Origin of the sequence: Knoellia altitudinis (genome assembly GCF_042666355.1) — a bacterium.
GTDB lineage: Bacteria > Actinomycetota > Actinomycetes > Actinomycetales > Dermatophilaceae > Knoellia > Knoellia altitudinis.
In genome coordinates this window covers 345,833-364,089 of sequence record NZ_JBHTDK010000001.1, presented here as the reverse complement: position 1 = coordinate 364,089, position 18,257 = coordinate 345,833, and the positions used below count along the sequence as shown (strand labels likewise).

General features: G+C 69.1%; 16 protein-coding genes and 1 tRNA gene. 9 read left to right on the top strand and 8 right to left on the bottom strand.

Going from position 1 to position 18,257, the window contains the following annotated elements; all coding sequences use genetic code 11:
• Positions 1-142: 142 nt before the first annotated feature.
• The 4 genes from ACFQW8_RS01705 to ACFQW8_RS01690 form a co-directional block, all read right to left on the bottom strand.
• Entirely contained in the window at positions 143-1,603 is a 1,461-nt protein-coding gene (locus ACFQW8_RS01705) for an FAD-dependent oxidoreductase (protein WP_380085252.1), read from the bottom strand.
• Positions 1,600-3,756 carry a molybdopterin oxidoreductase family protein gene (locus ACFQW8_RS01700; RefSeq protein ID WP_380085251.1) on the bottom strand — a complete coding sequence of 719 codons (2,157 nt, stop codon included), beginning with the start codon at positions 3,754-3,756 and terminating at the stop codon, positions 1,600-1,602. Before ACFQW8_RS01700 ends, ACFQW8_RS01705 begins: the two co-directional genes overlap by 4 nt.
• Positions 3,757-3,763: 7 nt before the next feature.
• Positions 3,764-5,146, bottom strand: coding sequence for an MFS transporter (locus ACFQW8_RS01695; RefSeq protein WP_380085250.1), 1,383 nt, complete (start codon positions 5,144-5,146; stop codon positions 3,764-3,766).
• Positions 5,147-5,365: 219 nt separating this feature from the next.
• A complete protein-coding gene (locus ACFQW8_RS01690) occupies positions 5,366-6,616 on the bottom strand; it encodes a nicotinate phosphoribosyltransferase (protein WP_380088556.1) in 1,251 nt (416 codons plus the stop codon).
• Between the two features lie 101 nt (positions 6,617-6,717).
• On the opposite strand from ACFQW8_RS01690, the gene clpS reads away from it, so the two are divergent.
• The 6 genes from clpS (at position 6,718) to rdgB (ending at position 10,798) form a co-directional block, all read left to right on the top strand.
• Complete coding sequence (gene clpS, locus ACFQW8_RS01685; RefSeq protein WP_380085249.1) at positions 6,718-7,008, top strand: ATP-dependent Clp protease adapter ClpS; 291 nt, start codon at positions 6,718-6,720, stop codon at positions 7,006-7,008.
• Between the two features lie 78 nt (positions 7,009-7,086).
• Positions 7,087-7,773 (top strand): DUF2017 domain-containing protein, encoded by a 687-nt coding sequence (locus ACFQW8_RS01680; protein ID WP_380085248.1) that lies wholly within the window; start codon positions 7,087-7,089, stop codon positions 7,771-7,773.
• 9 nt (positions 7,774-7,782) lie between these two features.
• On the top strand, positions 7,783-8,607 hold the full coding sequence (gene murI, locus ACFQW8_RS01675) for a glutamate racemase (protein ID WP_380085246.1): 825 nt from the start codon (positions 7,783-7,785) through the stop codon (positions 8,605-8,607).
• A complete protein-coding gene (locus tag ACFQW8_RS01670) occupies positions 8,604-9,395 on the top strand; it encodes an MBL fold metallo-hydrolase (RefSeq protein WP_380085245.1) in 792 nt (263 codons plus the stop codon). Before murI ends, ACFQW8_RS01670 begins: the two co-directional genes overlap by 4 nt.
• Before the next feature lie 9 nt (positions 9,396-9,404).
• On the top strand, positions 9,405-10,169 hold the full coding sequence (gene rph, locus ACFQW8_RS01665) for a ribonuclease PH (protein WP_380085244.1): 765 nt from the start codon (positions 9,405-9,407) through the stop codon (positions 10,167-10,169).
• Entirely contained in the window at positions 10,166-10,798 is a 633-nt protein-coding gene (gene rdgB, locus ACFQW8_RS01660) for an RdgB/HAM1 family non-canonical purine NTP pyrophosphatase (RefSeq protein ID WP_380085243.1), read from the top strand. The genes rph and rdgB overlap by 4 nt, the downstream gene beginning before the upstream one ends.
• 122 nt (positions 10,799-10,920) lie before the next feature.
• On the opposite strand, the gene ACFQW8_RS01655 is transcribed toward rdgB, so the two are convergent.
• Positions 10,921-11,003, bottom strand: a tRNA-Leu gene (locus ACFQW8_RS01655).
• A 34-nt stretch (positions 11,004-11,037) separates the two neighbouring features.
• Positions 11,038-11,226, bottom strand: coding sequence for an HNH endonuclease signature motif containing protein (locus tag ACFQW8_RS01650; RefSeq protein ID WP_380085242.1), 189 nt, complete (start codon positions 11,224-11,226; stop codon positions 11,038-11,040).
• A 420-nt stretch (positions 11,227-11,646) separates the two neighbouring features.
• Here ACFQW8_RS01650 and bcp point away from each other — a divergent pair, with 420 nt between their 5' ends.
• From bcp to ACFQW8_RS01635, 3 genes are all read left to right on the top strand, one after another.
• Entirely contained in the window at positions 11,647-12,123 is a 477-nt protein-coding gene (gene bcp / locus ACFQW8_RS01645; protein ID WP_380085241.1) for a thioredoxin-dependent thiol peroxidase, read from the top strand.
• Positions 12,124-12,127: 4 nt separating this feature from the next.
• Positions 12,128-12,379 carry a DUF3618 domain-containing protein gene (locus tag ACFQW8_RS01640; protein WP_380085240.1) on the top strand — a complete coding sequence of 84 codons (252 nt, stop codon included), beginning with the start codon at positions 12,128-12,130 and terminating at the stop codon, positions 12,377-12,379.
• A 78-nt stretch (positions 12,380-12,457) separates the two neighbouring features.
• Positions 12,458-14,212: an aldehyde dehydrogenase family protein gene (locus ACFQW8_RS01635; RefSeq protein ID WP_380085239.1), complete on the top strand. Its 1,755-nt coding sequence runs from the start codon at positions 12,458-12,460 to the stop codon at positions 14,210-14,212.
• A 730-nt stretch (positions 14,213-14,942) separates the two neighbouring features.
• On the opposite strand, the gene ACFQW8_RS01630 is transcribed toward ACFQW8_RS01635, so the two are convergent.
• Together ACFQW8_RS01630 and ACFQW8_RS01625 are read right to left on the bottom strand one after the other, a co-directional pair.
• On the bottom strand, positions 14,943-15,113 hold the full coding sequence (locus tag ACFQW8_RS01630) for a hypothetical protein (RefSeq protein ID WP_380085238.1): 171 nt from the start codon (positions 15,111-15,113) through the stop codon (positions 14,943-14,945).
• A gap of 248 nt (positions 15,114-15,361) precedes the next feature.
• The coding region (locus ACFQW8_RS01625) for a cutinase family protein (RefSeq protein ID WP_380085237.1) at positions 15,362-18,257 on the bottom strand (2,896 nt) is incomplete at its 5' end.

Below are 18,257 nucleotides of genomic sequence, written 5' to 3'. Positions count from 1 at the left end.
GGCGGTCCGGGCAGAGCTGATGCTCAGGCGTGTCCCGATCCCGCCACACGTGCATCCCGCAGACAGGGCGGGCAAGGCACTTCTCCGTCGGCGACACCTTGGCAAGCCAACGTGATGCTGGAGCAGCACGAGAGCAAAAGCCTCACACCACGGCAGTGGCGGGGGCGTGCTCGTTCAGCCAGCTGAGGAGTCCGCAGACCTCGTCCTTGCAGCCGCCACATCCCGTCGTGGCTCGCGTCGCCCTGGCGATGTCGTCGACGGACCGCGCGCCGCAGGCGTGGGCCGTCATGATCTCGGCCTTGGTGACGCTGTTGCAGCGGCACACGGACGAGTCGTCCGGCAGCGCGTCAGGAGTGGTCGGCGCCGCAGGCGTGGCGGACAACGCCGTGAGCAGAAGCCGGGCGGGGTCGCTGGGGACCGGGGTGCGCCGGGTGTAGGCCGCGACGAGGTCCGCCGCGAGCTGCCCTGCGCCGATGCAGGTGGCGCCGACGAGCCGGTCGCCCGAGACGACGACCTCGACGTGCCGGCCTGCGTCCGGGTCGGACAGGCTGAGGGTGCGCTGCGCGGGGTCGTCGGCGCGCGACCCACCGCACACCCCCATGGTGACGACGTCGAGCCCGTGGGCCTTGACGCGCACGATGTCGCTGCTCGTGGCGTCGGACCCGCGGCTGCGCGGGGCAGTTCCGGTGAGGCGGTCGGCGAGGGCGCGGGCCTGGTCCCACCCGAGTGCGACGAGTCCCATGGCTCCGTTCGGCGGCTGGGCGCAGTCCCCGACGGCGAAGATGCGGGCATCGGCAGTTGACGCGGAGTCGTCGACGAGGATGCCGCGCTCGCACGCGAGCCCGGCTTCGGCGGCGAGCTCGGTGTTGGCGATCGTTCCCGTGGCGACGAGCAGGAGGTCGGACTCGACGACGTCGCCGTCGGTGAGGCGTATGCCGGTGAGTCGCCCGTTCGCGACCACCGCGGCTTCCGCTCCCACACCGACACGCGGGTGGATGCCGAGCTCGGGCATGGCACTCGCGAGGACGCGGCTCGCGGACCCGTCGAGCTGGCGCTCCATGAGGGCAGCGGCGGGGTGGATGATCGTCACGGCGCAGCCGCGTTGGGCCAGTCCGCTCGCCGCCTCGATCCCGAGGACACCTGCCCCGAGGACGACGGCCCGCCGGGAGTTGAGCGTCGCGGCGACGATCTCGCGGGCGTCGTCGATGCTGCGGAGCGAGTGCACTCCGAGGGGGAGCGTGCCGGTGCCGCTGTCCAGGCCCACGAGCGGGGGGATGCGTGCTGCGGCGCCGGTGGCGAGCACGAGCTGGTCGTAGCGGTGTCGGCTGCCGTCGGTCGTCGTCACGACGCGGTCGTCACGGTCGATCGACGCGGCCGCAGTGCCTCGCAGCACGGTCAGCCGAGGGTGGTGCGGGGTCGGCAGCGTGAGGGAGGTCAGGTCGTAGCGGCCGGCGACGACCTCGCTGAGGAGGACGCGGTTGTAAGGCTCGCAGCCCTCGGCCCCGATGACGGTGACGTCGTACTTGCCCACGGTGTCGCGTCTCAGGACGTCCTCGACGAACCGTGAGCCGACCATGCCGTTGCCGATGACGACGAGCCTCATGCCAGGACCTCCGTGGCGGTGCGGAGCGCGAGCGGCTCCGGAGCGAGCGCGACGTCGGCGCGAGCCACGGTGACCGCGCAGACCTTGAACTCGGGCATGCCCGAGATGGGATCGGTGGCGTCGTTGGTGACGCGGTTGACGCTCGCGGCTCCGCCCCAGTGGAACGGCATGAAGACGGTGTCGGGGCGCACCGACTCCGTGAGGCGGGCCGGTGCGGTGACCACGCCACGGGAGCTCGTCAGGCTGACGAGGTCGCCAGCGGCGATGCCATGCAGGTCGGCGAGGATCGGATGGATCTCGACGAAGGCCGCGGGCGACGCACTGACCAGGGCCTCGACGCGTCGGGTCTGCGCCCCCGACTGGTAGTGCTGGAGCACCCTCCCCGTCACCAGGTGGATGGGCGCATCGGAGCGCACGTCCTCGGCAGGACCGTGGTCGTCGACCGCGACGAACCGGGCGCGCCCATCGGCCGTCGGGAAGTCGTCGACGAACAGGCGCGGCGTCCCCGGGTGCGGGTCGCCCCCCGTGGCGGGGCACGGCCAGTAGAGGCCGGGCTCGGCGTCGAGGCGGTCGTGGCTTAGGCCGCTGTAATCGGCCCGACCGCCCGCACTGGCCCGCGCCAGCTCGTCGAAGACCAGGGACGCGTCGGTGTCCCAGGTGCCTGGAGCATCGAGCCGCTCGGCGAGCTCGCGCCACAACCAGAGCTCGGAGCGCGCACCGTCGGGTGCGTCAATCGCCCTGCGGCGACGCAGGATCCGTCCCTCGAGTGAGGTCATCGTGCCCTCCTCCTCTGCCCACTGGAGCACGGGCAGGACGACGTCGGCACGCTGCGCCGTCTCGGACGGGACGACGTCACACACGACCAGGAGCTCGAGCGCGTCGAGACGGTCGCCCACGTGGTTGGCGTTGGGCGCAGACACGCGGACGTTGGCTCCGTGCACGAGCAGTGCGCGGGGGCCGTCGTCGCGTCCGAGCGAGTCGAGCAGCTCGACAGCGGGCTTGCCCTTGCCCGGGATGGTCGCCGGGTCGACGCCCCACACCGAGGCGACGTGCGCCCGTGCTGCGGGATCGTCGACCATCCGATACCCCGGGAGCTGGTCGGACTTCTGCCCGTGCTCGCGCCCGCCCTGGCCGTTGCCCTGGCCGGTGATGGCGCCATAACCGGAGCCGACGCGTCCGGGCAGGCCCAGCGCGAGGGCGAGGTTGATCGCGGCGTTGACGGTTGCCGTGCCCTGGGAGGACTGCTCGACCCCGCGCCCAGTGAGGATGAAGGCCCCGGACCCGCCCCGCGAGGGACTCGCCGCTGCCAGCAGGTGCGCGGTCTCGCGCAGCAGCGTCGCCGGGACTCCGGCAACCTGCTCGACGCGCTCGGGCCACCATGCCGCCGCGAGCCGACGGACGTCGTCGACCCCGGTGGTCCGAGAAGCGATGTATGCCGTGTCGGCCGGTCCCTCGGCGAACGTCACGTGGAGGAGGCCGAGGAGGACGACTAGGTCGGTCCCGGGCACCGGCTGGAGGTGCAGGCCCTGACCGTTGTCCGCCAGGGCCGCGGTGGCGCTGACCCGCGGGTCGACGACCACGAGCCCGCCTTGGGCTCGGCACCCGGCGAGGTGTGACACGGCGGGCGGCATCGTCTCGGCGAGGTTGCTCCCGAGGAGCAGGACGGCCTGGGCGCCGCCAAGGTCGGTGAGCGGGAAGGGGAGGCCGCGGTCGACCCCCAGGGAGCGGTTGGCAGCGGCTGCCGCACTGCTCATGCAGAACCGCCCGTTGTAGTCGATGTTCGCCGTGCCCAGGGCGATGCGTGCGAACTTCCCCAGCTGGTAGGCCTTCTCGTTGGTGAGCCCGCCACCGCCGAAGACTGCCACCGCATCCGCTCCGTGCTGTGCACGAACTGCCCTGAGCCGCAGCGCAACCAGGTCGAGCGCCGTCTCCCACGACGTCGGCTCGAGCTCGCCGGACGCGCCGCGCACCAACGGAGTCGTGAGCCGGTCCGGCGCACGCAGCACCGAGGCACTCGTCCAACCCTTCTGGCACAGTCCGCCGCGGTTGGTGGGGAAGTCACGCCCGGCAACGCTGACGCCGGTGGGCTCCGGCGTGAGCGTCTGGGCGCACTGCAGGGCGCAGTAGGGGCAGTGCGTGGCAACAGTGGTCATGGAGACGTCAGATCGTCTCCGAGGCGAGCGCGGAACCACGGCGCTGGTACACGGCATACACGGTCAGAGCCATGAGGACGTAGGCCGCCACGAAGACGTACAACGCCGGGACGAGCGATCCGTAGGTGTCCTTCGCCATCGCGAAGCCGCGCGGGATGAAGAAGCCGCCATAGGCACCCACGGCTCCGGCGATGCCGATGCAGCCGGCCGCTGCCTTGCGCGCGGCGGGAAGCGCCTCCGCGGTCACCCCGGCACGGAAGACCGCGGGGATCATCCGGTAGGTCGCACCGTTGCCGATGCCCGCGCCGGTGAAGAGCACGAGGAAGGCGCCGAAGAAGAGCGGGAAGCTCTTGGCCTGCAACCCTTCGATCGCCGCCAGGGCGCCACCGGTGAGGATGACGAACGACGCGATGGTCACCCGCGCACCGCCGAAGCGGTCCGCGACCATGCCGCCGAGCGGACGGGTCAGGGCCCCGATGAGCGCACCGATGAAGGCCAGCCCCAGGGGAGCCGTCGGGAACTGGGTCTTGAGCAGCGTCGGGAACGCACCGGCATACCCGATGAAGGAGCCGAAGGTCCCGATGTAGAGGAACGAGATGATCCACGTGTGGGGGTTCTTCGTCGCGAGGGCGAACGACCTGTAGTCGGCCCTGATCCCGGTGAGGTTGTCCATCCACCGCCAGGCGCCGACGGCAGCCAGCAGGGCCAACGGGATGAAGATCAGTCCGGCGCGCTCGAGGTGAACGCCAGCCCCGATCGCGATGACCGCGGGGACGACCATCTGGACGATGCCGGTGCCGAGGTTGCCGCCGGCAGCATTGAGCCCCAGCGCTTTCCCCTTCTCGGCCTCGGGGAAGAAGAAGGAGATGTTGGTCATCGAGGAGGCGAAGTTGCCGCCCCCGAAGCCGGCGAGGGCGGCACACAGCAGCAGGACACTGAAGGACGTCTCCGGCCGGGTGACGATGAACGCGAGTGCCGAGGCGGGGAGCAGCAGCAACAGCGACGAGATGATCGTCCAGTTGCGCCCGCCGAACGCCGGCACGGCGAACGTGTAGGGGATGCGGATCGTCGCGCCCACGAGGCTCGGGACGGCGATGAGCCAGAACTGCTGGTTGAGGGTGAGGGAGAAGCCGGCCGCGGGCAGCAGCGGCACGACGACGGACCAGAGGGCCCAGACGCAGAAGCCGAGGAACTCGGCGAAGACGGAGAAGCCCAGGTTGCGGCGCGCGACGCTGCGGCCGGTGGACTGCCAGAAGGCGGCGTCCTCGGGGTCCCAGTGATCGACCCAGCGACCGGGACGCGTCTCGAGGGCGGTGGGAGCGGGGGCGGTGGCGGAGGGGGCGGCGGGAGCCGCGGCGGCCGGGGCCGCGGTGGGGGTGGTGGTCTCCATGGGGCCAGACCCTGCCCAAGGCGTGTTTCCGAACCCTGCGGCTCACGTAAATCATCCGTAACGCCGAGCGCACAGCACATCCCGGGGCACTGTGAGAAGCCAGCCCCGTGGCCGCATTATCGGGTCACCCGATATTGGCCCGCTCGACCCCAGTTGCCAACTCGGGTCGAGTGCCCCTTTCTCGGGTCACCCGATAAAGGGCATGAGTGAGGGCTCTGCTCAGAGGTAGGTGGTGGGGATTGCGGGCTCGCCGCGGCTCAGCTGGTGGGCCGACCGAGGCAGCTCGGCGACCGACGCCTCGTGCCGATCGCGCGCCGTGGCCAGCTCCGCGTGCTCGCTGCCGACCACGTCCCCGCCCCGGACGTACTCCACGAGCAACGGGCGGTCGTCCCCGTCGTCGTCGGGCGGCTCACCGATCCCGATGATCTCGGCCTCGGCGATGCCTCGGGCATTGCGTCGCCGCAGGGCGTACTTGCGCCCACCGACCGACGTCTTGTCCTTGCTCGCCTTGGCGACGCCGACCATCTCGCCGGAGTCGTCGGAGCGGGCCACGAGCTTGTAGACCATGCCCGCAGTGGGCGCACCGGACCCGGTGACGAGCTGGGTGCCCACGCCATAGGCGTCGACCGGCCCCGCGGCCAGACCAGCGATGGCGAACTCGTCGAGGTCCGACGTCACGACGATGCGCGTGCTCCTGGCGCCGAGAGAGTCCAGCTGGTCGCGGACCTCACGTGCCTGGACGAGGAGGTCCCCGCTGTCGAGACGCACCGCGCCGAGCTCGGTCCCCGCGACCTCGATGGCGATCTCGACGGCCCTCTCGACGTCATAGGTGTCGACGAGCAGGGTCGTGCCGACTCCCAGCACCTCGACCTGCGCTGCAAAGGCCTCGCGCTCGTCGTCGTGGAGCAGCGTGAAGGCGTGCGCAGCCGTTCCTGACGTGGGCACCCCCCAGCGGCGGCCCGCCTCGAGGTTCGAGGAGGTCCCGAACCCTGCGATGTATGCCGCCCGCGCAGCTCCCACTGCGGCTTCCTCGTGCGTGCGTCGAGACCCCATCTCGATGCACGGTCGGTTGCCCGCGGCGCCGGTCATGCGCGAGGCCGCGCTCGCAACAGCGCTGTCGTGGTTGAGGATTGACAGCATGAGAGTCTCCAGGACGACTCCGTGGGCGAAGTCGGACTCGACCACGAGCACCGGTGAGCCGGGGAAGTAGGCGTCGCCCTCGGCATACCCCCAGATGTCCCCTTCGAAGCGGTAGCCCGCGAGGAAGTCGAGAGTCTCGTCGTCGACGACCTTGCCGGCCCGCAGGGCCGCGATCTCCGCGTCGCCGAAGCGGAAGCGCTCGATGGCGTCCAGCAGCCGACCGGTCCCGGCGACGACTCCGTAGCGGCGGCCGTCGGGCAGTCGGCGGGCGAACGTCTCGAAGACGCAACGTCGCGAGGCCGCACCGGAACGCAGTGCCGCCTGGACCATCGTCAGCTCGTAGTGGTCGGTCAGCAGGGCCGTCGAGTGCGCGGTCGAGGGCGCAGGAGCGGGGGAGGAGAGGCTCACCCCCAGCACCCTATTGTGGGTGCGTGTCCATCGCGCCCGTACAGGAGGAGATCACCTCCTCCTCGACCGATGTCGCGCCCGACGTCCCGTGGATCACGCTCGTCTGGAACGACCCGGTCAACCTCATGTCCTACGTGACCTACGTCTTCCAGAGCTACTTCGGCTACGACCGGACCAAGGCCGAGAAGCTCATGATGGACGTGCACACCAAGGGGCGTGCCGTCGTCTCCCACGGCTCGCGCGAGAAGATGGAGAGCGACACCGAGGCCCTGCAGGGTTACGGGTTGTGGGCCACCTTCCAGAAGGACGACTGATGCTGCCTGCGAAAGCCTGTGAGAGCAAGGTCCAGATCATCAGCCAGAAGGACGAATGATGTTCAGGCAGGACGACTGATGGCCCGGGCGTTCGTCCGCAAAGGCAGGGGAACCAACGTCCGGTATGCCGCGAAGCTCGATGCCGTCGAACGTGCGGTTGTCGCCGGCCTCATGGAGCAGGTCCGCGACCTCGTCGCGCCCGAGCCGGTGGAGCGCGTCGAGACCGGCCCCGCGGGCGAGTCGGACGACGACGACTTCGCGGCGATCGTCTCGGGCCTGGGCGGCCTCGGCATGGGTGTCTCGGTCTCGGCCGAGGACCAGGTCCCCGACGACCGTCCCGTTCCCAGCGACGCGCGCTCGTTCGGTGACCGCGACCCCGCTCTCGAACGGCTGCTCCCGGCCGGGAACCGGGCCGACGACCAGGCATCGGCCGAGTTCCGGAGGTTGACCGAGCACGGCCTGCGGCAGCGCAAGGCCGGCCACCTCGAGTCCGCCATCCGCTCCCTCCGGGCACCCGGCCCGGGAGTGCAGCTCGACGAGCGCGCCGCGATCGACATGGTCATCGCCCTGACCGACGTGCGCCTCGTCCTCGGCGAACGCCTCGGGCTGCGCGAGGACGCCGACGTCGACCGCCTCGAGCAGGAGCTCGCCGACGTGGACGACGACGATCCCCGCACGCACGCCATGTCGGTCTACGACTTCCTTACATGGCTGCAGGAGACGCTCGCCACCGCGATGCTCCCCGGTGCCGACCGCAGCGCATAACCTTGTGCGGTGCCTGACTCTCCCATCGGAATCTTCGACTCCGGGTATGGCGGTCTCACGGTGGCGCGAGCCGTCCTCGACCAGCTGCCTCACGAGTCGGTGGCCTATCTGGGTGACACGGCCCGCACGCCCTATGGCCCCCGCCCGATCGCCGAGACCCGGGCCTTCGCGCTCGAGTGTCTCGACCGCCTCGTCGCCCACGGCGTCAAGGCGCTGGTCATCGCCTGCAACACCGCCAGCGCCGCCGTGCTCCACGACGCGCGGGAGCGCTACGACGTGCCGGTCGTCGAGGTCATCCGCCCGGCGGTCCGTCGCGCCGCCGGAGCCACGCGCAGCGGTCGGATCGGCGTCATCTCCACGCTCGGCACGCACCAGTCGCGCGCCTACCTCGACGCCTTCGCGGCCGCCCCGCACCTCCGGGTGACGAGCGAGCCGTGTCCGCGGTTCGTCGACTTTGTCGAGTCGGGCGTGACCGGCGGCGCGGAGCTCAGAAGCGTGGCCCGCGACTACCTCGGCCCCCTCCAGGAGCAGGACGTCGACACGCTCATCCTCGGCTGCACCCACTACCCCCTGCTGGCCGGCGTGATCTCCTACGTCATGGGGCCCGACGTCACGCTCGTGTCCTCCGCCGAGGAGACGGCCAAGGAGCTCTATCGCGTGCTCGCGGACGCCGACCTCCTCCGGCCCGACGACCGCCCTGCCCCGGAGCACGGGTTCACGACGACGGGCGACCCACAGGAGTTCCGCCGCCTGGCGCTGCGGTTCCTCGGGCTCGGTCCGAACTTCGGTCACATCTTCACCTCCGCCATCGGCGTCCCGGCGGCGATCGCGTGAGGGTCACCGTCATCGGCTGCAGCGGGTCGTTCGCAGGACCGGACTCGGCCGCGTCGAGCTACCTCGTGTCCGTGGACGCCGGGGATCGCACGTGGAACGTCCTCCTCGACCTCGGTTCCGGTGCGCTGGGCCCGCTGCAGCGGCACCTCGACCCGCGAGACCTCGACGCGGTCTTCCTCACGCACCTGCACCCGGACCACTGCGCCGACCTGTGTGGTCTCTATGTGGCGCACCACTACGCGCCAGCGGGAGCGCCGGGTCGAAGACTCCCCGTCTGGGGCCCCCCCGGCACGGCGTCCCGCATGGCGCTCATGTACCACGGCCTGGAGGAGGGCGGCATGGACGGTGTCTTCGCCTTCTCCGAGCTCGGCGACCGCGTGCCGGTCACCGTCGGGCCGCTCACAATCACCCCGTATGCCGTGAACCACCCCGTCGAGGCCTTCGGCTTCCGGGTCGAGGCCGAGGGGGCCGTCCTCTGCTACACCGGGGACACCGACGCCTGCGACAACCTCGAACCGCTCATGCGCGACGCAGACCTCGTGCTCGCGGACTCGGCCTTCGTCGACGGACGCGACGAGGTCCGCGGCATCCATCTCTCCGGCAGCCGCGCGGCGCGTGCCGCCGCCGACGCCGGGGGAGTCAAGCGCCTCGTGCTGACGCACATGCCGGCGTGGAACGACCGAGATGTCTGCCGTGCCCAGGCCGAGCCGTTCTGGCCCGGTGCCGAGGTGGCGCAGCCCCACGACGTCTACGACCTCGGCGCGGTCGCCGGGACCAGCGACGTCTAGCCTGCTCGTGTGACTTCACAGCAGACCAGACATGACGGCCGCGCCCCCGAGGACCTCCGCGAGGTGCGGATCACCCGCAACTGGCTCGACCATGCCGAGGGCAGCGTCCTCATCGAGTTCGGCCGCACCCGCGTGCTCTGCGCAGCGTCCTTCACCGAGGGTGTGCCGCGCTGGCTCAAGGGCCGGGGCACCGGGTGGGTCACCTCCGAGTACGAGATGCTCCCGCGCTCGACCAACACCCGCTCGGACCGCGAGTCCCGCAAGGGCAAGGTCGGGGGTCGCACCCACGAGATCTCGCGCCTCATCGGCCGTGCGCTGCGCGCCGTCATCGACACGAAGGCGTTGGGGGAGAACACGATCGTCGTCGACTGTGATGTGCTCCAGGCCGATGGTGGCACGCGCACGGCGTCGATCACCGGTGCCTACGTCGCGCTCGTCGACGCCATCGAGGACGCCCGCGACAAGGGCCTCATCGCCAAGAACGCCCAGCCGTTGTCCGACTCCATCGCAGCCGTGAGTGTCGGCGTCGTCGGCGGGCTGCCCGTCCTCGACCTCGACTACCCCGAGGACTCCACGGCCGACACCGACATGAACGTCGTCATGACGGGCTCGGGACGCTACGTCGAGGTGCAGGGGACGGCCGAGGGCGCTGACGCGGCGTTCGACCGCGACCGTCTCAACGAGCTGCTCGACCTCGCCGCTGCCGGCTGCGCCACCCTCACCGCCCTGCAGAAGCAGGCGCTCGACGAGGCTCCCCGGGAGCGGACGCGATGACCAGGCTCGTCCTCGCGACCCAGAACGAGCACAAGGTCCACGAGCTCCGCCAGATCCTCGCCGAGCTCGTCGAGGAGCTCGGGCTCGAGGTCGTCGGCGCCTCGGACTTCCCGGACGCCCCCGACGTCGTCGAGAGTGAGGTGACGTTCGTGGGCAATGCCCGGCTCAAGGCCGTCGCCGTCGCGAAGGCCACCGGTCTGCCCAGCGTGGCCGACGACTCGGGGTTGGCTGTGGACGTGCTCGGCGGCTCGCCCGGCGTCTTCTCGGCGCGGTGGTCGGGTTCGCACTCGGGGCCCGACGCCCCCCGCGCCGAGCGCGACCGTGCCAACCTCTCGCTGCTCCTCGAGCAGCTCGGCGACGTGCCCGACAAGCACCGCAGCGCATCATTCGTCTGTGCCGCGGTGCTCGCCATGCCGGACGGCTCCACCGAGGCGGTCGAAGGTCGCGTCACCGGCACGATCCGGCGGGACCCGGTGGGGGAGAACGGCTTCGGCTACGACCCGATCTTCGTCCCCGACGGCGACACCAGGTCGATGGCGGAGTACACGGACGCCGAGAAGAACGAGATCTCGCACCGGGGCCGCGCCTTCCGCACCATGATCCCGGTCCTGCGCGAACGCCTCACCTGACTCTCGCCTGCTCGTTGCGTCTGCGGAGGTGCCTGCGAGAGCCGCCACATGCGCAGACGCAAAGGAGTGGGCCGGACGGAAGGTGAGCGGACGGCATACGCCGCCGTCTCACAACTACTCTTTGGTGCCAGAGGGGGGACTCGAACCCCCACGCCGAAGCACGGCATCCTAAGTGCCGCGTGTCTACCAGTTCCACCACTCCGGCGAGGTGCCTTGCGGGGCAACTCGGACCTCAGATACTAGCTGTCCGCGGTTTCGAGACTCGTTCTCCACCCCATGCTTCTGCCCGCGAAGTTCGCCGTCTGGTTGTGACAGTTCGGGCACAGGAAGCGAAGGTTTTCGCGCAGGTTGTTGTGGAAGTCCCCGTCGATGTGGTCCACGTGCAGCGTCAGTTTCTGACCACGCCACGTTCCGTCGTTGCCGCACATCTCGCACTCCCAGGGCCGCCCTATCGCCAGAAGAGCGCGCCTCAGCTGTGGAGCCTTGCGTCGAAAGGAGCCGGTCGGGATTCGAACCAGAATTTCTTCAGGTCCTAGGAGGTTCGGAGCAGCTCGTCCGTGGCGACGAGTGAAATGGGATGTGTCGAGGCCGAGTTGCCTGACTCGTCGTGCGATGTGGGTTTGCGTGCCACCCGCTTGAGCGAGGCCAAGCCGCCGCACAACGTCCGCGTACGAGTCGGCTTGTGCCACGAGGGGCCCGAGCAACTCTGCCGTGTACTTGATCCTCCCCATGAAGCGAACATAGGGACCTCCTCTGACAGGGACCTGCCCACTGGAGTGCCGCCTCGCGCACTGGCTGTCGGTGCCTCGCTGATAGTTTGGCGAGAGCCGACCATCGAGGAGACCTGCGTGACCGAGCGACTCAGTCCGGGCGATGTTGCACCGGACTTCACCCTGACCACCGACACCGGTGAGAGCGTCACGCTCTCCGACCTGCGTGGCGACAAGGTCATCGTCTACTTCTACCCGGCGGCCATGACGCCCGGGTGCACCAAGCAGGCCTGCGACTTCAGCGAGTCGCTCGAGCTGCTCAAGACCGACGGCTACACCGTCCTCGGCATCTCGCCGGACAAGCCCGAGAAGCTCGCGACGTTCCGCGACAAGGAGCACCTCTCGCTCACCTTGCTGTCGGACCCCGACAAGTCGGTCATGACGTCCTGGGGCGCCTTCGGTGAGAAGAGCCTCTACGGCAAGACCGTCCAGGGCGTGATCCGCTCCACCTTCGTCGTCGACGACCAAGGCAAGGTCGAGCACGCCTTCTACAACGTCAAAGCCACCGGTCACGTCGCCAAGCTGCGGCGCGACCTCGGACTCAGTGAGGACTGATTCGATGACCAGCATCCCCGCCCTCGAGGCCGACATCGCAGAGCGCCGCACGCGCCTCGCACGCACCCTGGATGAGCTCACCGCGAAGGCGACGCCCTCAGCCATCGCCAAGCGGCAGGTCGACCAGGCCAAGGCCCGCTTCGCGGACGCCACGACGACTCCTGAGGGTGACCTGCGGGTGGAGCGCGTCGCTGCAGCGGTGGCCGTCGTCGCCGTCATCGTCGCGCTCAAGGTGCTGCGTCGCCGACGGCGCTGACCGATACTGGGGTCACGGCAACGCTGCCGCACCTCGTCGGGGCCTGAGCCGTCGACGGGTGAGACACCCGGGAGTGCCATGACGACCACCGAGACGGCCACCCCCTCGGGCAACGCGCCTGCGGTGCCCGACGAGAGCACTCGAGCGGCCCTTGACGCGGCGATCGCCACCGTCCGGGCGGGCGAGCAGCGCTGGGCCGAGCTGGGGCTGCGCGACAGGGTCGACCTGCTGGGCCGGGTCCACGCCGCTGTCGCGGCGCAGGCCGAGCAGTGGGTCGCCGCAGCCGTGCGGGCCAAGGACCTCGATCCGGACTCGCCTCTCGCGGGTGAGGAGTGGCTCTCCGGTCCCTACTGCACGCTGTCGGCTCTGTCGGCGTTGCAGCACACCTTGACCGCCGTCGCGCAGGGCAGGAGCCCGATCGAGACCCAGCGGTTCGGCACGGCGCCCGGGGGACGGGTGGCCGTGCCCGTCCTGCCGACCAGCCGCTACGAGTACCTGCTGCTGCACGGCTTCTCGGCCGACGTGTGGATGAAGCCCGGCCTCAGTGCCAGCGACGTGCGGGCCAACGCCGGCCTCGGGGCCCTCACGCCGACGAGCACGGGCGGGGTGGGCCTCGTCCTCGGCGCCGGCAACATCACCTCCATCGCGCCCCTCGACGTGCTCTACGAGCTCGTGGCCCACAACCGCGTCGTCGTCCTCAAGCTCAACCCGACGATGGACGAGCTCCTGCCCGTCTACACCGCAGCCTTCGCGCCGCTCATCGAGCTCGGGCTCCTGGCCGTGGTCACCGGCGCCGGGGACGTCGGCAGCTACCTCGCCCAGCACCCGGGCTTCTCCCACGTCCACATCACCGGCAGCGCCGTGACCCACGACGTCATCGTCTGGGGCCCCGGGCCGGAGGGTGCCGCGCGTCGAGCAGCGGGCACGCCGGTCCTCGGCAAGCCCATCACGAGCGAGCTGGGCGGCGTCTCGCCGATCATCGTCGTCCCGGGGGAGTGGTCCGCGGCCGACCTCCGCTTCCAGGCGCAGCACGTCGCGACCCAGCGCCTGCACAACGGCGGCTACAACTGCATCGCCGGGCAGGTCGTCGTCCTCAGCAGCGAGTGGCCGCAGCGGGAGGCCTTCGTCGAGGAGCTCCGGCGTGCGCTGGCGCAGGCACCGGAGCGCGCGCCCTGGTATCCCGGGAGTTGTGACCGCGTCGCCGCGGCGGGTGCGGCCTACGGGCGGGCCGATCGCCTCGGACAGGGCGGCGGACGGTTGCTCGTCGACGCGCGGAACGGCGTGGATGCCTCGGCGATCGAGACGACCGAGTACTTCTCACCGGTCCTCGGCATCGTCGACGTGCCCGGCACCGGCCAGGCCTTCCTGGACGCCGCCGTGGCCCACGCGAACACCGCCCTCGTCGGGACCCTTGGCGCCAACCTCATCGTCGCCCCGGCGACCCTCAAGGAGCTCGGCAGCGGCTTCGACGAGGCGCTGGCCCGGCTCGAGTACGGCTGCATCGCCGTCAACGCCTGGACGGGCCTGGGCTTCCTCGCGGCCGGCGCGCCGTGGGGGGCCTTCCCCGGTCACACGCTCGCCGACGTCCAGAGCGGGATCGGGGTCGTCCACAACGCGTTCCTGCTCGAGGACGCGGAGCGGACCATCGTCCGGGGACCGTTCCGGCCCTTCCCCCGATCCGTCCTCGGCGGTGAGCTCTCGCTCTCGCCGAAGCCGCCGTGGTTCGTCTCGGCCCGCAGTGCGCGGCGGACCGGGCAGCTGCTCACGCAGTTCGCCGCCAAGCCGTCCTGGGCCAAGCTGCCCCGGATCTTCGCCTCCGCCTTCCGCGCCTGACGGTTCGGCGTATGCCGGGTGCGCACCACCCGGCATACGTGCCGGAGGACGGGGCACGAAAAACCGCAGACCGGGCGTGATCGCCCGGTCTGCGGTGCTGGTCCGCCATCAGGGACTCGAACCCCGAACCCGCTGAGTCTCAACGCACGTTTCGCGTCGTCGTCCGCGAGCGCTTGAAAACGCGCGCTGACCTGCGTGTATGCCGTCCCGAGTTGTCGCGTCGTCACGCGTCTTTTCGTGCTACTTCTCGTCCAAAGTCGGGTCATTAACCGGTGACGCGTCCCGGCTTGTGTTTCAGGTATGGACCTCGGCCTCAGCGCTCCTGCTGGGGGTGGGCTTCATTTCTGGGTGTGGCTCTCCGGCAGTATGCCCATAACACGATGCCCGACTCGCGCAGAGTCTTTCTGACCCGGATCCAGTGTCACCCGGCCTCGGCCCAATTATGTCGGACCCGCTCTGATCCTGCGATCAGGAGAGCATCTGGACGAGAAGTGGCCGTGTCTGACGTTGCCATCGCAATCTCGCGACTCGGTGAGGATAACTTCCGCTGAGCGCAGAATTCGCGCGCTATGGAGTGGCTGCTCGCCAAACTCGAAGGGTCTGTGGTCGTCGTGACTCCACAGACGACCGTGGAGAGTGCGAGCCTAAAACGACTGATCAGTCAATCCGAAGTGCAGCACCACGCTTGGCGCGGGCAGTCCGGCGGTCCCTACGCCGGTCACCGGGTCCTTCAGGCGTGGCCCGTTGAAAGCATCTGAAAGACGTCTGGAACGTAGATGCAGTTGCGGTCGCCGTGTTCGAGTGGAACGTCGAGGAGGTCGCTGAGTGGGTCGAGCACTTGAATCCGCCTCAGCTGCTCCCGGGGAGACAATCGGATGCGGGTCGGCTCGTCGTCAAGCACAGGTCAAACCTAAGCAGGTCATGGAGGCCACAGGCAGGGTCACCATCCGCGGCCTCAGCGCGCACAACGGCAGCGTCCTAGACCAGATCGTCGACGACGTCGTCGCAGCCGATGTCACGTAACTCGTCACCGTCGCACTCGACGAGCAGCTTCCCGCACGGCCAGGCCGCCCCGAGCCTACGACACGGCTTGGATCAGGGCTGGCCGCAGCCACTTCACGTACGCAAGATGCGAGCGCTCGACTTGCGTCACGGGCTCAAGACTCTTCTTAGGTCGGCGCCCAAGGACTTAAGGGTCGTGGTCGAATAGTTTGAATGCGTCGCCGAGCCCTGACTGAAGTAGTAATTGATGTCAAGAACCTTTGGGAAACTCAAGAACGAACTCGTATCACATACAGCATCCCCCTTATCGCACAACTCAACAGTCCTGGAGGTTACCGATGCGGGGTAGGAGAAATCACCCATCTGCACATTGGGAACAGTCGGGAAGCCGGCGAGTGCCGCATCTTGGATCCACTGATTTAGGGTGAGTGCCGCAAAACCGACGTAAGTGGCAGACATCCCAACTCCAGGGTCGGCAGTGCCTTCATTCCTGAGCCCTACGTTCTGCGACCTTAAAGGATCAGCCAGTAGGGCGACGGCGCTGATGTGAGTGAGCATGTTCGGGGAGGCGACTGCAACATAACCCAAGGCCGCATGGATGACCCAGGAGCCCTGTGAGTATCCAGCCAAGACAATCTTTTGCCCCGTCGAGCCGCACGTATCGATGGCGTCCTGAATCTGCCGAATCAGTTTCACTGCTCCGTCCCAAGCGCCGGGTGTGTAGTTGGCGACGTTCTTGAGGTTCTCCCAGGCGGACGCACCCGGAGTGCCTACGATGGGGACCGGATTTGCCTCATACGGGATACCTAGAGCCGAAAACGTGGCGGTGCTGGGAACACTGTCATTGTTGACCCATTGGGTCTTTAGACCTTGGTAGATGTCGTTCACTTTCGGGCCCAAGCCGCCGTAGCCGCTCTCCCCAGATCCACGCATCCCAAGGAGGAGATAGTCCGTGCATACGCCAGCCACCCGCACCGGTTGGGGTGGAGGCTGGGCTCCCATGGGAGGGAGTGGGGGAACGCCGGTCCAGGGGTAATAGGTGACTGCCTCTCCGCTGACGGTGGGGTTGCCATTCCATCCGGGTGGTCCGTCGTTTCCCCACTGGACATTGGTTGCGTCCACAGAGCCAGATGCTGACACACCCACACTTGAGCTCGTAATTGACCCGTGGATGTGGGCAACTACGTCAACCTCGGTCCTCAAAGCGGTTGAGGCATAGCGCACGTCAATGAAATCGAGTTGTGCCACAGATCGCGTCGAGGCGTCGATGCCGTTCCAGTCGCCGGTGGCGGGGGCGCGGGTGGGGCTGCTGACTGCGGTGGTGTCCCCGCCGGCGGTGGAGTCCCAGATTGAGGTGAAGACGACGGGGTTGGTGGCGGTTCCGGCGGCGGTCAGGGTGCCACCCACGATCAGGCCGGTGCCAGAGGACTTCAGGACGGCGCCGGGGTTGAGGGTGAGGGTGGTCCCGGCGGGCACGGTGAATGAGCTCGTATTGACCAGGGTCAGGTTCGAGGAGGTGAATGGCAGGGCGCCGCTGGTGGCGAGGGTGACGCTGCTCATGTCGAGGATGGGTGCGCCGGTCGATCCGGTGGCGGTGTTTCCCTCGAGCTTGGCCAAGGTCACCTGCGTCGACCAGAGCCTGATCTCGGTGTTGGCGATGGTGGCGAAGGTGTTGCGTTGGATGGTGGGGGAGTCCGCGACCCGGTTAGCGAAGACGCCGGTATGGGAGTTGTCCAGCGTTGAGTCGGTCAGCGTCAAGGCGCCGTATGTCACGTCGACCGCGGTGGAGGCATATCGCACGCGGACCCGCGACAGGGAGACCACCGCAGCGGTCGTCGAGGCGTCGATGCCGTTCCAGTCGCCGGCGGCGGGGGCGCGGGTGGGGCTGCTGACTGCGGTGGTGTCCCCGCCGGCGGTGGAGTCCCAGATTGAGGTGAAGACGACGGGGTTGGTGGCGGTTCCGGCGGCGGTCAGGGTGCCACCCACGATCAGGCCGGTGCCAGAGGACTTCAGGACGGCGCCGGGGTTGAGGGTGAGGGTGGTCCCGGCGGGCACGGTGAATGAGCTCGTATTGACCAGGGTCAGGTTCGAGGAGGTGAATGGCAGGGCGCCGCTGGTGGCGAGGGTGACGCTGCTCATGTCGAGGATGGGTGCGCCGGTCGATCCGGTGGCGGTGTTTCCCTCGAGCTTGGCCAAGGTCACCTGCGTCGACCAGAGCCTGATCTCGGTGTTGGCGATGGTGGCGAAGGTGTTGCGTTGGATGGTGGGGGAGTCCGCGACCCGGTTAGCGAAGACGCCGGTATGGGAGTTGTCCAGCGTTGAGTCGGTCAGCGTCAAGGCGCCGTATGTCACGTCGACCGCGGTGGAGGCATATCGCACGCGGACCCGCGACAGGGAGACCACCGCAGCGGTCGTCGAGGCGTCGATGCCGTTCCAGTCGCCGGCGGCGGGGGCGCGGGTGGGGCTGCTGACTGCGGTGGTGTCCCCGCCAACGGTGTCGTCCTTGATCGACGTGAAGGCAGCCGTGCTGGTCGCTGTCCCGTTAGCGATGAGCGTGCCGGACACCGACAATCTGCCGCCGCTGCTGACCTTGACCACAGATGTGGGGCTGACTGTCAGGGACGCCCCGGCGGCGACTGTCACGGAGCCATCGATGAGATAGACGCCTGCGCAGGCAGGGGACCAAGTGGTGTTGGTGCTAATGGTCCCCGTAACGTGCCGGACTGCCACGTACGTACTGCCGCAGGAATCGGGGGGCGTCACCGGCAACGTAAGTGCCTTGGTAGCGGTGGCGGCCTTGGTGTCGGTGGCCTTTGCGGTGAAGGTCGCTGTGCTGGCGGTGGTGGGGGTGCCGGTGATGGCGCCGGTCGTTGCGTTGAGGGTGAGCCCGGCTGGGAGGGTGCCGGTGGTGATGGTCCAGGTGTAGGGGGCGGTACCACCGGTTGCGGTCAGGGTGGTCGTGTAGGCGTTGCCCACGACGCCGCTGGGCAGGCTGTTGGTCGTGATCGAGACCGGGATCGGTGCGGCGGCGATGGTGAGGGAG

What these genes read in the sequence shown, in the direction of transcription:
- ACFQW8_RS01640 (WP_380085240.1), top strand. Translation starts at nt 12,128, where the DNA reads ATGACCAGCATCCCCGCCCTCGAGGCCGACATCGCAGAGCGCCGCACG.
- ACFQW8_RS01700 (WP_380085251.1), bottom strand. Translation starts at nt 3,756, where the DNA reads ATGACCACTGTTGCCACGCACTGCCCCTACTGCGCCCTGCAGTGCGCC.
- ACFQW8_RS01705 (WP_380085252.1), bottom strand. Translation starts at nt 1,603, where the DNA reads ATGAGGCTCGTCGTCATCGGCAACGGCATGGTCGGCTCACGGTTCGTC.
- ACFQW8_RS01680 (WP_380085248.1), top strand. Translation starts at nt 7,087, where the DNA reads ATGGCCCGGGCGTTCGTCCGCAAAGGCAGGGGAACCAACGTCCGGTAT.
- ACFQW8_RS01695 (WP_380085250.1), bottom strand. Translation starts at nt 5,146, where the DNA reads ATGGAGACCACCACCCCCACCGCGGCCCCGGCCGCCGCGGCTCCCGCC.
- ACFQW8_RS01635 (WP_380085239.1), top strand. Translation starts at nt 12,458, where the DNA reads ATGACGACCACCGAGACGGCCACCCCCTCGGGCAACGCGCCTGCGGTG.
- ACFQW8_RS01650 (WP_380085242.1), bottom strand. Translation starts at nt 11,226, where the DNA reads ATGTGCGGCAACGACGGAACGTGGCGTGGTCAGAAACTGACGCTGCAC.
- ACFQW8_RS01690 (WP_380088556.1), bottom strand. Translation starts at nt 6,616, where the DNA reads ATGGTCCAGGCGGCACTGCGTTCCGGTGCGGCCTCGCGACGTTGCGTC.
- rdgB (WP_380085243.1), top strand. Translation starts at nt 10,166, where the DNA reads ATGACCAGGCTCGTCCTCGCGACCCAGAACGAGCACAAGGTCCACGAG.